The sequence below is a fragment of the Natronorubrum sp. A-ect3 genome, assembly GCF_041821125.1.
GTDB classification, from domain to species: Archaea; Halobacteriota; Halobacteria; order Halobacteriales; family Natrialbaceae; genus Natronorubrum; species Natronorubrum bangense.
This window is the reverse complement of record NZ_JBGUBB010000002.1, coordinates 490,262-502,728: the sequence shown is the minus strand read 5'-3', so window position 1 is coordinate 502,728 and position 12,467 is coordinate 490,262. Positions and strand designations below refer to the sequence as shown.

Below are 12,467 nucleotides of genomic sequence, written 5' to 3'. Positions count from 1 at the left end.
ACTGACCCGAACGATTTCGTCGGTCGACGACAAACGTACTGGAGCAATGGCAAACGGTAACAACGACCTCGACAGAGCAGGGAGACAAGCAGCGTACATCGCCAACGAATGGAGTAACGATCCTGCGATCATGCAAACCCAAGCGCTCTGTTACGTCGGGCTTCAACTCGAACGAATCGCGGACGCACTCGAAGAGGAGTAGTCAACCGACGGCGTCGAGGAATGGATGGCCGATCAGTAGACGGACACGTCGTCGAACCGGCCGTCGTAGGCGATATGGTGTGGATGTGTCGGCTCGGTGCCCGACAGAAAGAGCCGATCGATCTTCTCCCAGGTATTTTCATAACAGAGATGGGCAAGTTCGCGTGCTGTCGTCCGCCACCGCTTGCAGCCGTTGTCGTAGATGACTCGTCTGGCGACACCGTCTGTGAGTGCACCGACCAGGTCTGCTTCGGTGTCGATGGAACGCTCGAACGCAGTGTGTGCGACCCCGACAGAACGCGGAAGATGGGCGTACGACGACGCAAACGGCGGGTATCCCAGTCGTTCAGCGATCCCACGCGCCCGCTCGTTGTGTGTTGGCAGATGTTTCGGATTGAAGATTTCGACGGCATCGATGCCGTTTCGGTACTGTTGTAAATCCGCCTCTGTGAGGCTCACGTTGGCGAACTCGGGATGGGGAGCAAGCACCGCAGCCTCCTGTCGTTCGAACTCGTCCATCGCCGCCCCGAGCGGGATGAAATCCGGCACCGGCTCCTCGAGGCCGATCGCCAGAACGTGTTTCCGATTTCGCCACGAGCCGGTGAACACCTCCCGTGCGGGAATCACCAGCAGGTCATCGCTCGAGTAGCTGGCGGCCTGTCGTCGAATGTCGGGGAGTCGAGTGAAATGCGGTGCGTAGACGATCGCGTCGAGTCCCGCAGCACGGGCCTGCTCGACGACCGCGTCGTTGAGCACCTTTACGTGACAGTCAACTCGAGCCTCCGCTGCTATGCCGTCGCTCACGGGAGCCTCTTTTGGGACACTCGAGTTATGAATTCTGGTTTTGTCGCCACGTGACCGTCCCGCGATTTCAGCGACCAGCGACTACTCACCGGGCCACTCGTCGGCGGCGAGTGGCTCGCCCTCGAGGAAGGCTGCGATCCCCTCGTGGGCATCCGCAGTCGTACAGAGGGCCCCAAACCGCTCGTTCGAGTACTCGAGTGCGTCGTCGTACTCGCGATCGAACATTTCGTAGACTGCCTTTTTCCCCATCTGGACGGCCGTTGGACTCTTGCTCGCGATCGTCTCGGCAAGGTCGACCGCCGCCGCTCGGTGCTCGCCGTCCGGGACGACACGGTTGATCAGCCCCCATTCGAGCGCTGTCTCGGCGTCGATCAAGTCACCGGTCAGAACCAACTCGAGACACCGCTTTCTGGGGAGTGCCTTCATCAGCGGGACGGACGGCCCCATACAGAACAGGCCGACCTTGGGCGCTGTCGCCCCGAACTGGGTTCCCTCGGCAGCCACAGCCAGATCACAGGCGGCGACCAGCCCGATGCCGTTGGCAGCCGCATGTCCGTGTACTGCCGCGATTACGGGGGTTCCCATCTCGGCGACCGTCTGGAACGGCGCTTCCATCATCGTGACCCAGTCCTCGTACTCCGCTTTGGTCTCGTGGTCACCGTGTTCGGAGAGGTCGATCCCGGCCGAAAACGTCTTGCCTGCCCCATCGATGACGATCGCCCGGATATCGGACGCCGCCTCGAGCGCGTGCAACGCATCGTCGAGGTCCCGTGCGAGTCCTGTACTGAACGTGTTCATCGCCTCGGGTCGGTCGAGGGTGATCCGTCCGACGTAGCCGTCGTGGCTAACTGTCACTGACTCGAGTTCCCCGGTGTTCGGTATCTCGGTTGTCATATTAAATAGCGTATCTAATTATGAGGATAACACACATCATGAATCGACCGGTCGGACACAGAGCGGCTCCCTCTGTTGGCACTGTCGGGGGCCTCGAGACGGAACGCGAAAGTTCTCGTCACGACATCGCCGCACGAACTGCGTATCTGAGCACGCTGCTTGGCTGCGAAAAGATCATTACCCACGCCACTCGAACCATTCACTGAGAGTGAATGGCCTGGGAATGCGGAATCGACGGCTGTGGGGCGGTGTTCGAGGACGCCGAGTCGACGATCGTCCATCAAGCGACGGAACACACACGGCAGGAGTGTCAGGTCTGTGGTACCGTCGTTCCTGACGGCTACCTCGCGATTCGACACGCCTTCACCGAGCATAGTCGCGCCGAATACGTCCGCGCCTACGGCGCGAGCTCCGAAGAAGTCCGCAACCGGGAGGAACTGTTAGCGGAAGTCGAAGACGTTGCGGATATGGAAACGATCGCCACGGAACTGAAACGATAGCGGCCATCTCTCCGCGACTTGTCTGCCCAGGCGGTGTCGGCTCCCCAATCTATTGTTTCTGACCGGGAGATACCGAACAGCCGATAATACGTCTCTCCGTGACTCACCGCTTCCCGTCGATAATCAGTATATGGCCCGTTGACATCTGTTGGGTCTGTGCGCTACGTCGAGGTTACGATCCCAACCGGCCGGAAAGGAGCAGTGCTCGATATCCTCGAGGACGAGGATATCGACTACATTGTCAGCGACGAGACCAGCGATCGTGACTACGTCGCCGTCGTCAGGTTCCTGTTACCCAGTCAGGCCGTCGAACGCACACTCGATCGGTTGACGGAAGCCGGAATCAGCGACGACGCGAACATTGTCGTTTTCGACACCCAGACCGTTCTGTCCGCCAACTTCGCTCAGCTCAACGCAAAACACAGCCGCGACGGATCGGTCGGTGATCGGCTCTCGAGACAGGAGTTACAGACGAGAGCGGCGGGCCTGACGCCTTCGTTTCCCGTCTACGCGATGATGACTTTCATCAGCGCGATCGTCGCGACGTCCGGCCTGTTGCTCGACTCACCGGCCGTCGTTGTCGGTTCGATGGTAATCGCCCCACTGATCGGCCCAGCCCTCGCTGCCAGCGTTGGGACAGTCATCGCCGACACCGAGCTTCGATCAACCGGTCTCATTTACCAGTTCAGTGGCCTCGGTATTGCGGTGCTCGGATCGATCATGCTCGCTGGTCTCGTCCGAATTGTCGGCCTCGAGCCAGCTGGAATCGATATCGTTGCCATTGCGGAACTGGAAGAACGGGTCGCACCGAACTTGCTCGCGCTCGTCATTGCACTCGGTGCCGGTGTCGCGGGTATCTTGAGTCTCACACGAGAACTGTCCGAGGCGATCGTCGGCGTCATGATCGCCGCCGCGCTGATCCCGCCAGCTGCGGCTGTCGGGATCGCCCTCGCATGGGAGATGTACGGCGCTGCCGCCGGCGCACTCATACTGACGCTGGTCAATACGTTGTCGATTAACTTCGCCGCACTGGTAACGCTCTGGGGTGGTGGATATCGACCGGCAGGACTGTTCTCCGTCTCTACTGCCCGCCGGCAGACGCTTGCGTTCGCGGCGATCCTCGGATTGGTCATGGTACTGTTGCTGGTCCCACTGGTCAGCGCGACAGTCGTCGAGTTTCGCTCCGCGCAACTCGAGTCGGATGTCGAAACCGACGTCGACGCCGTGCTTACCGATCCAGAATACGCGCATCTCGAGGTCGAATCGGTCGACGCCGAACTTGACGATGAGTATCCGATCCGATCGGTCGAGCGGGTCGTCATTGTCATCTCTGGATCCGGGATTGTCTCGGGAGACAACCTGACCGACCAACTCGTCGCGGGGGTCGACTCCCACACTGATGAGTCAGTTGCCGTCGAAGTTCGGTTCGTCGCTGCCGAACACCGAACGACGGACGAGACGGCACACGCTGTTACGGACCCTCACTGGGCCGTTCTGTCTAGCGATTCGTCGCTCGCTGCTCCGTGAAACGGTCGTCTAAAAGGATTCGACTCACGCTCGTCACTGTGCTCACGGCGCGGTGTGCCGTTCACTCTTCGACGAACTATCGTTCGTCGCTGTATTCAGCGCGGCTCTGCCGTGCTGACTGCTTGACGAGCGCGTTAGCGCTCGTCGCTGTGCTCACGGCGCGATGCGCCGTTCGCTCTTCGACGAACTATCGTTCGTCGCTGTCAAGCACGCGGATCTGATCGCCCCGCACTGTCACCGGAATCGGAACCGTTGCCTCGTACAGTTCGACTGTCACCTGATCTTTGCCTTCGTCGATGCGCTGGACCTGGGCTTTCTCGCCTTTGAACGGGCCAGCGATGAGTTCGACGATGTCTCCTTCGGCGATCCCTTCGACGTCCGGTTTCGGCGAGAGGAAGTGCTCGACTTCCGTAATGTCAGAGGTGCCGGGGACGATACTCTGGGCGTGGGGAATGTCCTCGAGGACACGGTTCAACACGTTGTTCCCCTCGGCTTCGACCATCACGTAGGAGGTCAGCGAATCGGGAGCGAGTGCAGCGTGAATCTCTGGCTCCTCGCGGTTGATGATCATATCTGCCACGGTGCGCTCCTGACTCGCCGTGGTCTTGACTGCGTAAATGCCCATTAGAAACCACCAGTCAGGATGAGCATGATACCCCCGATAAGGAAGCCGATCAGCCCGATGAGCAGGATCCCTGCGCCGGCGATCTTCGACACCTGAAGGAATTCCTCAGTAGTGGGTGTCGTCGCCATTTTCAACACCCGAACGTATGAGGTCAGGTCGTACGGAACGTCCATATATGTCTAGTCACAACGCTGCTTCTTTTATCTGTCTTTCGTGTCTGCTGGATAACTGGGTCGACATCACTGCCGATGGGGCAGCGACAACAGCCCAACGTTGCACTCGACGGCCCGGCGACCAAACTACTCGAGGACAAAGCGGACGTGTTATGGCCGAAGATGATACCGACCGGACAGACGAGTACGAGGCAGAACAGGAAGCCGAGATCGAGGACGAACTCGAGCGGATCGACCGCGATCCCGACGAGGCCGATGCCGGTGACAACGACCTCGGGACCCAGAACGCACCACGGGAAGACGCGGCCGACCTGGAGGACCTCGAGGAAACAGCGGATACCGAGGAGCGAGCAGACGCAGACGGATCCTGACCGCGACGACAGCCGCTTTTGTGCTGTCTCGACGCCGGCTTTCGGTTCAGATCGACCATCGGTCTGCTGGCCGTCAGTTCTGGCGTGACCGCGAGCCGTCCTGCAGTCGAGCCGGGACAGTGGTACAGCAGACCGTCTACTGCACCGCTGGCAACACTTCGTAAACCCCCGGGAAAGCCCCGAAACACTCGTTTGAAGCCGATGTGTGATCGTGTATGAAATCGACCGCCTACGGCACGTCAACGTCAGGCCGGGGCTCGAGGGTCAACTCGACCGTCTGGCGCTCGCCGTCGCGGATGACCTCGATAGCGACCGTCTCGTCAGGCGTCGTTTCGAGTGCGAGCGTTGAGGAGAGCCCATCCTGATTGGGAATCTCTTGGTCGTCGATAGCGACGATAACGTCGCCGCCGACCGGGACGACATCACCGTCGATGGTCGTTCCGCTGTCTGCTGGCTCGAGGATGCCGTCGGCCGGTGCATCGGGAACGATGTCTGTGACCAGAACGCCTCCCGGCTCCGAAATCTCGTTGGCGTCAGCGACTAGTGGGCCAACAGGAAGGACGTTGACGCCCATGTAGGCGTGGTCGTACTCTCCGTCCTCGATGAGTGCAGGAACGACGCGGTCAGCAAGGAGCCCGGAGATCGCAAAGCCGATCGTCTGGCCGGCACCGGCGAAGACGACGCCGACGACATCGCCCTCGAGGTCGACGAGTGGGCCACCGCTGTTACCGGGGTTGACTGGCGCGTCGGTCTGGATCGCTGCCGGAATCGAGAACCCGGTCGGACTCGGAAGTGACCGATCGATACCGCTGATGATCCCCTGCGAAATCGACGCATCGAGGCCCAAGGGATTGCCCAGCGCGAGCACTTCCGACCCGATTTCGGGCTCGCTGTCGGCAAACGAGAGCCCGTCAGGGCCATCTGGCATCTCGTCGACGTCGAGCACGGCCAGATCACTGTGGATGTCTGTCCCAACGACAGACGCCGCTCGCCACTGTTCGTCGCGAAACTGGAGTTCGACCTCGCTTGCCCCACGGACGACGTGGTGGTTGGTCACGACGTGGTCGTCGTCGATGACGAACCCAGAGCCGAGCCCGCCGGGAAGCGATTCGTCGGCTCCGAACACGTTGACGAGGACGACGTCGTCGATGGTCTCCTCGTAGGCGGCACTGTACGGACTGCCCGCGTCGAGGTCATCGCTCTGGGCGCTCGAGTCACCGATCACTGTGTGACTGCTGGCAGCTGCAGAGCCACCGGCGCAAAGTGCCGTGGCAGCGCCGACAGTCAGACCCAGCACTCGCCGGCGACTGACGCGAGTTTGCTCTGAAGACATGCCCATTGCCACCCCGAGGAGTCCAATAAAACATTCACCAGCACGCCCATCCCGAACGGTGGGGGCTCGTACGGACTGTTGTCGTCACGTCCCGCCGATCACCGACTCCGCGGTGGGTGGTGAAGCAGGCCGTATCACCACTCCCCGGCCGCTGCCGGCCGTCGCTTATTGTCGCTGGCGAGCCATAGTGAGACATCCGAACTGCTCGCTAACTGCCCCTGCCACAACCACACTACCTGTATGGAGTATCTACCGCTTCGTGACTACGCGCTCATCGGCAACGACGACCGCTGTGCACTCGTCAGCCGTCATGGATCGATCGACTGGTGTTGTTTCCCACACCTCGAGTCACCGAGCGTCTTCGCTCGGATTCTCGACGCCGATCACGGTGGTCAGTTCGCCGTGTCCCCGACCGCCGACCACGAGTCGAATCACTGCTATGCCGATCGAACGAACGTTCTCAAGACGACGTTCGAAACTGAGCGCGGACAGGCGACCGTAACCGACTTCATGCCGATTCGAGCCGGTGGAATGCCAAGCGATGAGCGCTTTCAGCAGGCGATCTACCGTCGCCTCGAGTGCGATCGGGGAGCGACCGAATTACGACTCGAGTTCGAACCGCGGTTCGACTACGCCCGCAGGGAGGCGACACTGGAGCCGACAGCCGACGGCGTCCGCGCCACGAGCAGTGATGAACCAGCGGGCGACGACAGGGCCAAAGCCACGGACAGGGAGGCCGACACTGGCAGTGAGCAGCTTCACGTGATCGGTGACCTCGAGTTCGCAATCGATGAGACGGAACCGTCGGCGACGGGAACGGTTTCGCTCACGGCGGGCGAGCGTTGCTGGGTCGGTGTCCAGCACGGTGGCCGAGAGCCGATGGCGTCGATCGATCGTCAAGCGACGCTCGACGAGACGAAACGATACTGGCGCGAATGGGTTGGGTCCCGTGATGAGGTTCCAGCGCCGATGCCCGAGCGCTGGCACGAGATGGTCGTCCGGTCGGAGCTTCTGTTGAAACTGCTAATCCACCACGAGACAGGAGCGATTCCGGCCGCCGCGACGACCTCGATTCCCGAAGCAATCGGCGAGCCACGGACCTGGGACTACCGATACAACTGGATTCGTGACGCGAAGTTCACCGTGCAGGCGTTACACGATACGGGCCACCGACAGGAAGCCCGCGACTACTTCAACTGGTTTGCGGACATCGCTCGACGTGATCCGGCGGAGATTCAGCCGCTGTACGGTCTCCATGGCGAGGAGCACATCGAGGAGCACACGCTCGAGCATCTCTCTGGCTATCGCAATACGGGACCCGTCCGGATCGGGAACGGAGCCGCCCCACAGCGGCAACTCGACGCGTACGGGACGATCATACAGGCGATCTACGAGACGATCAAGTTTGACGAAGACGTCCCACTCGACAGCGACGACTGTGATGCGATCTGTGACATCGTCAACTACGTCTGTCGACACTGGAACGAGCGTGATGCCGGTATCTGGGAGTTTCGAGACGAACGGCGACACTTCCTTCACTCGAAACTGCTGTGCTGGGTCGCACTCGATCGGGGAATCGCACTCGCAACCGAAAACGACTTCCAGGCACCTCTCGAGGAGTGGCGCGAGAACCGAGCTGCCCTCCGCGAGGCCATCGAGGAGCGCGGATTCAGCGAGGACGCAAACAGCTTCGTCCAGCACTTCGAGACCGAGACGGCGATCGACGCGACTGCGCTGTTGATACCGATCTACGAGTTCCTCCCGCCCGAAGACGACCGCGTGCAGGCGACGATCGACACCGTTCTCGAGCAGTTGACGACCGACGACGGGCTCGTCGTCCGGTTTGTCGACAGTGATATCCGCCAGGACGAGAAGAAGGCGTTCTTCCTGTGTTCGTTCTGGCTGATCGACGCGCTCGTCCTCTCGAACCGTCTCGAGCGCGCGCGGAAGTACTTTGAAAACGTACTCGAGTATGCGAGCCCGCTGGGGCTTTACTCAGAGAAGATTGTACCCGAGGACGGCACGTTGCTGGGCAATTTCCCACAGGCGTTCTCGCATCTTGGGCTGATCAACAGCGTCACCTATCTCACACGGGCGATCGAAGCTGACGGTGAGGTCACGCCAACTGACTTCGATCCCGAAAACGTCGAAACGCTGTTCAGACGTGGCGATCCACCAGAGCTGTAGTGACCGTTCGCGTGGTGAGTTTCGTCGGCCTGAGCAGATCGACACACGGCTTGCTCGAGGCGATCACTCCTCGTCGAACAGCTCCTCGCCGTCGATCATGTGCTCTTCGACGGCGTCCATGTCGAGTGTCACGCCGAGGCCCGGTTGCTCGGGTATCTCGATGTAGCCGTCCTCGATGACGTCCTCCTCGACCAGATCTTCCCACCAACCGAGTTCGTAGGAGTGGTACTCGACGGCAAGTGAGTTCGAAATCGCCGCGCCGACGTGGGCACTGGCCATCGTCGCAACCGGCGAGGCGACGTTGTGCATCGCAACAGGGACGTAGTACATATCCGCGAGGTCAGCGATCTTGCGAGTCTCGCGCATGCCGCCGACTTTCGGCATGTCGGGGGCGATGATGTCGACGGCCTGTTCCTCAAGCAGGCGGCGCTGACCGTGTTTTCGATAAACGTTCTCGCCGACAGTGATCGGCGTCGTCGTCGACTGAGTGACCTCCCGCTGGACGTCGTGATTCTCCGGCGGGACGGGGTCTTCGAGCCACCAGACGTCGTACTCCTCGAGGCGTTTTGCGAGACGCTTGGCGCTGCCGCCGGAGAACGTCCAGTGACAGTCGAACGCGACGTCGGCCCGTGAGCCGACGCGTTCGGTGATCGCCTCGACAATGCTGGCTTTATGCTCGATTTCTGGCGCCCGAAGGTGGCGGTTCGCGCGATCCTTCTCGTGGCCTGACGGCACGTCGAGATCGAACTTCAGCGCGTCGTAGCCGAGTTCGTCGACGACCCGTTCGGCTTCGTCGGCACACGCGATCGGGTCGGCTTCGTCTTCGGTGTGACAGTCACAGTAGACCCGTACCTCGTCACGATACTTGCCACCGAGCAGTTGGTACGCTGGGACCTCGAGAATCTTGCCCGCTAGATCGTGAAGGGCCACTTCGATACCCGAGATCGCAGTGACGGTGACGCCGCCGATCGACCCCTCGCCGGACATCTTCTGGACCAGATGCTCCGTCAGGCGGTCGATATCGAGTGGGTTCTCGCCCTGCAGGAACGGCGCCATTCGCTCGATCAGCTCTGGCGCGCCTGCGCCCCAGTAGGCCTCGCCGGTGCCGACGATACCCGCGTCAGTATAGATTCGAACGAGCGTCCACGGGAAGTTCCCGTCGACCATCGTCGTCTGGACGTCCGTGATCTCGACGTCGCGCCCGCCACCGCGCTCGCGCGTGACGTTCATTGTCTCCGCGGAGAGGTCTCGCATCGTGTACTCCGCGTTCGGATCGTGTAATTGCGTGTAATCGACACCCATGTTTTGAATGGTAACTCTGAATGTAGTAATAATTTCTGATTGTTTCGACTCTATGCGCTGCCGAATTCCACGGCCGTCTTTATAACGTCGTCGCCCGTTTCGAACGCAGCCTCGAACTCCTCGAGGCCGTAGACCCCGGTGACGAGGTCGTCGGTGAACGATTCGGGGAGCTGTGAGAGGGTGTCGACTGCGGATTCGAAGTGGCCGCGATGGGAGTTGACGGTCCCGAGCAATGCTTTGTTGTGCAGGACGAGTTCGCGGTGGAGTCGCCCGCCGTCGACCTCGAACTCCCAGGGTTCGGGGACGCCGAGCAACACGCCGACGCCGTTCGGTGCGAGCGCGTCGACCGTCTCGAAGGCGTGTTTGGCGTAGCCAGTTGCCTCGTAGACGAGGTCCGCTGATTCGTGGACGGCCGGAATCTCTGGCACTGGCGTTTCGCGGGAGTCGACGTACGTCGAGCCGAGGTCCTCGATGAGATCGATCGTCGGATGTGGACGATCGCGCCGGCCGAGACAGTAGGTGCGGTCGATGTCCAGGACCGTCTCGAACATCGCGAGCGTAATCAGCCCGAGCGAGCCATTCCCGAGGACGAGCGCCGACTCGGGTTCCCACTCGAACGCGGAGCGGGAGGCAACGGCGTGTTCGACGGCTTTTTCGGTGATACTGATCGGCTCGACGAGGAACCCAAGCGGTGCGAGTCGTTCGGGAATCGGCACGAGATACTCAGCCGGGCTCGTAAAGTATTCCGCCATGAACCCGTGTGCGCCGACGATACCGCGTTCGGCGTACTGGCCGTCGGGAGCCATATCGGGCTCGCCACGCTCGAAGTACTCGTTCGCTCCGTTCGGTTCACGCCGAACCGTCGGGACGACGAACTCGCCTTCCTCGAGGTCAGTACCGTTTGAATCCTCGACGATGCCGACGGCTTCGTGGCCGAGAACGAGTCGATCCTCGCCGTCCGGTGGCTGTCCGTGGTGGCCCGCGATGACTTCGTGATCGGTCCCATCGACCCCTACGTAAAGCGTGCGGACGAGTGCTTCGCCAGAAGACGGTTCGGGACGGGGTTTCTCGACGAGGACGGGTTCCCCGGCCCCGGGTTCGACAGCGATCGCGTTCATATCTCGAGCAAGGACGGCAGTCGGTAAAAGATTTACCCAATCCGTAGTAAATATTTGAACAAGGCTGTGTTACCGGCAGTACCTCTCTTTGTGGTGACATAATTGACCACTGACCTCGAGTGTATTGCCGTGAGAAGCCACGCAGTTCGTGAACTCATCGAAGAGGCCCGTGCTATCGGGTGTACGGTGGGTACGGCACTCGTGTGTCTGGAATGGGGGCAGCGATCGTCACTGATAGATTCTGGCCGTCGACAGCCATCGACGATGGACCGTTGCGCCCGTGATCGATCTCGACAGTATCCATGACGGGACCCAACTACACTGCTGCGCTGTGTCACTCCCAGCAGGGGCTTGTGAATAGTGGTGCCGCACCGCCAGTAAACATTGGTCAGGACGCGGCTGTGATGGGGTTGTATCGCCCCAATCACCCATGCTTACGGCTGACCCAGTGAACGGCACGGGCATAGCACGGCGTTCGCTGGCGTGTCGGCTGCGGTTGACATCCAATAACGTAGTGCTGTACGGGAACGGTTGCTGGGTATCGACGCTGCGCCGTCGAGAGTCAACGCTGATCGACACGCTGCCGATTCACGAGGATGACGGTTCGAATTGCCAATTATCAGTCGTGTCGGGCGTCATCGACGGCGTCGACGAACGCAGCGGCCGTCTCCCGAACACGGTCCATATCGCCCGCAGCGATGGCATCGGCGTCGAGGATCGCACCGCCCGCGCCGACGGCAACGGCACCGGCCTCGAGGTACTCTGCGGCGTTCTCGCGTGAAATCCCACCCGTCGGAATAACGTCGACATCGCCGAGCGGTCCCCGAAGCGCGCCGATGTGGCCTGGACCCATCGACGAGGCAGGGAACAGTTTGAGCACGTCCGCACCGGCATCCATCGCGGTCACGGCCTCCGTTGGCGTCATGACGCCTGCTGCACAGAGCACGCCGTGTCGGCTGCAGGTGCGAATGATCTCGGCGTCAGTGTGTGGCGAGACGACGAACGTCGCGCCAGCGTCGATCACCGACTGTGCGGTTGCAGCATCGAGGACCGTCCCGGCCCCGACGATCGCGTCCGTGTCGGTGAGCTCCCGGTCGATCGCTGCGATCTTTTCGCTCGCGCGTTTCCCGTCGGCCGTCACCTCGAGTGCGGCGACGCCGCCATCGTGGATCGCTCGAGCGACTGGGACGATATCGTCCTCGTCGACACCACGGAGGACGGCAATGACGCCGCCGTCGACGATCCGATCCCTGATACTGCGGGCGTTGGTCATCGGTCCCCTCCGCTCGAGAGATGTCGGTTCGGTTCCATCGCCGTCTGGCCGTTCGATCGCCGGTCTGTGGACAGCCGTCCCATCATAGGGTCCCGTTCGCTCCGTGGATCAATAAATTTACTCTCGATTGAAAAACGAGTGTCGCTGTTCGGTCCAGTC

Annotated in this window: 13 protein-coding genes; 5 read left to right on the top strand and 8 right to left on the bottom strand. The window is 61.2% G+C overall.

Annotated elements, in window-relative coordinates:
- The first annotated feature begins 46 nt into the window (after window positions 1-46).
- Window positions 47-202, top strand: a complete 156-nt coding sequence (locus ACERJA_RS09090; protein WP_373607885.1) for a hypothetical protein — start codon at window positions 47-49, stop codon at window positions 200-202.
- Window positions 203-234: 32 nt separating this feature from the next.
- Here ACERJA_RS09090 and ACERJA_RS09085 read toward each other — a convergent pair whose 3' ends face one another.
- Together ACERJA_RS09085 and ACERJA_RS09080 are read right to left on the bottom strand one after the other, a co-directional pair.
- Window positions 235-1,005, bottom strand: coding sequence for a PHP-associated domain-containing protein (locus ACERJA_RS09085; protein WP_373607884.1), 771 nt, complete (start codon window positions 1,003-1,005; stop codon window positions 235-237).
- Window positions 1,006-1,086: 81 nt separating this feature from the next.
- Entirely contained in the window at window positions 1,087-1,899 is an 813-nt protein-coding gene (locus ACERJA_RS09080) for an enoyl-CoA hydratase/isomerase family protein (protein WP_373607883.1), read from the bottom strand.
- Between the two features lie 212 nt (window positions 1,900-2,111).
- On the opposite strand from ACERJA_RS09080, the gene ACERJA_RS09075 reads away from it, so the two are divergent.
- On the top strand, window positions 2,112-2,399 hold the full coding sequence (locus ACERJA_RS09075) for a hypothetical protein (protein WP_373607882.1): 288 nt from the start codon (window positions 2,112-2,114) through the stop codon (window positions 2,397-2,399).
- A 156-nt stretch (window positions 2,400-2,555) separates the two neighbouring features.
- Window positions 2,556-3,926: a TIGR00341 family protein gene (locus ACERJA_RS09070; protein ID WP_373607881.1), complete on the top strand. Its 1,371-nt coding sequence runs from the start codon at window positions 2,556-2,558 to the stop codon at window positions 3,924-3,926.
- Between the two features lie 187 nt (window positions 3,927-4,113).
- Here ACERJA_RS09070 and ACERJA_RS09065 read toward each other — a convergent pair whose 3' ends face one another.
- Window positions 4,114-4,551 carry a transcription elongation factor Spt5 gene (locus ACERJA_RS09065; RefSeq protein WP_373607880.1) on the bottom strand — a complete coding sequence of 146 codons (438 nt, stop codon included), beginning with the start codon at window positions 4,549-4,551 and terminating at the stop codon, window positions 4,114-4,116.
- The gene (locus ACERJA_RS09060) at window positions 4,551-4,724 is read right to left on the bottom strand and encodes a protein translocase SEC61 complex subunit gamma (protein ID WP_006064555.1); all 174 of its coding nucleotides are present in this window, start codon (window positions 4,722-4,724) and stop codon (window positions 4,551-4,553) included. Before ACERJA_RS09060 ends, ACERJA_RS09065 begins: the two co-directional genes overlap by 1 nt.
- A gap of 152 nt (window positions 4,725-4,876) precedes the next feature.
- On the opposite strand from ACERJA_RS09060, the gene ACERJA_RS09055 reads away from it, so the two are divergent.
- Window positions 4,877-5,095, top strand: a complete 219-nt coding sequence (locus ACERJA_RS09055) for a hypothetical protein (RefSeq protein ID WP_373607879.1) — start codon at window positions 4,877-4,879, stop codon at window positions 5,093-5,095.
- A gap of 229 nt (window positions 5,096-5,324) precedes the next feature.
- Here the strand turns inward: ACERJA_RS09055 and ACERJA_RS09050 are convergent, their stop codons facing one another.
- On the bottom strand, window positions 5,325-6,428 hold the full coding sequence (locus ACERJA_RS09050; protein ID WP_373607878.1) for a S1C family serine protease: 1,104 nt from the start codon (window positions 6,426-6,428) through the stop codon (window positions 5,325-5,327).
- A 240-nt stretch (window positions 6,429-6,668) separates the two neighbouring features.
- Here ACERJA_RS09050 and ACERJA_RS09045 point away from each other — a divergent pair, with 240 nt between their 5' ends.
- Entirely contained in the window at window positions 6,669-8,615 is a 1,947-nt protein-coding gene (locus ACERJA_RS09045; RefSeq protein WP_373607877.1) for a glycoside hydrolase family 15 protein, read from the top strand.
- A gap of 63 nt (window positions 8,616-8,678) precedes the next feature.
- Here the strand turns inward: ACERJA_RS09045 and ACERJA_RS09040 are convergent, their stop codons facing one another.
- From ACERJA_RS09040 to ACERJA_RS09030, 3 genes are all read right to left on the bottom strand, one after another.
- Entirely contained in the window at window positions 8,679-9,917 is a 1,239-nt protein-coding gene (locus ACERJA_RS09040; RefSeq protein WP_373607876.1) for a mandelate racemase/muconate lactonizing enzyme family protein, read from the bottom strand.
- 50 nt (window positions 9,918-9,967) lie between these two features.
- Window positions 9,968-11,035: a glucose 1-dehydrogenase gene (locus ACERJA_RS09035; RefSeq protein ID WP_373607875.1), complete on the bottom strand. Its 1,068-nt coding sequence runs from the start codon at window positions 11,033-11,035 to the stop codon at window positions 9,968-9,970.
- A gap of 619 nt (window positions 11,036-11,654) precedes the next feature.
- Entirely contained in the window at window positions 11,655-12,308 is a 654-nt protein-coding gene (locus ACERJA_RS09030; protein WP_373607874.1) for a bifunctional 4-hydroxy-2-oxoglutarate aldolase/2-dehydro-3-deoxy-phosphogluconate aldolase, read from the bottom strand.
- Window positions 12,309-12,467: the final 159 nt, after the last annotated feature.